The 222-nt window shown below is 34.2% G+C and carries 1 protein-coding gene; it reads right to left on the reverse strand.

Translation table 11 applies throughout. From position 1 onward, the window contains the following. On the reverse strand, positions 1-222 hold a 222-nt coding region (locus tag ABGF48_RS08535), incomplete at both ends, for a Rib/alpha-like domain-containing protein (protein ID WP_408105907.1).

Genomic DNA, 222 nt, shown 5'->3' on the forward strand with positions numbered 1-222 from the left:
TTTACTGTAACTGTTACTTGATCTTCTGTACCATCTGGATATTTCACTGTTACTTGTATTTCTTGTGGACCTTCTTGGTTTTTATTAAATCCATCAAACTCTACTTTGTAATCTCCATCATACTCTGGTGTGAACTTAATAGCTTGTTTTACATCTTCTTCTGTTAAATCTTCACCGTATGCTTTTTCGATTGCTTCTGCTGTTGGTGCGTATTTCTCATTT

The organism is Helcococcus bovis (genome assembly GCF_046035835.1).
Taxonomy (GTDB): domain Bacteria; phylum Bacillota; class Clostridia; order Tissierellales; family Peptoniphilaceae; genus Helcococcus; species Helcococcus bovis.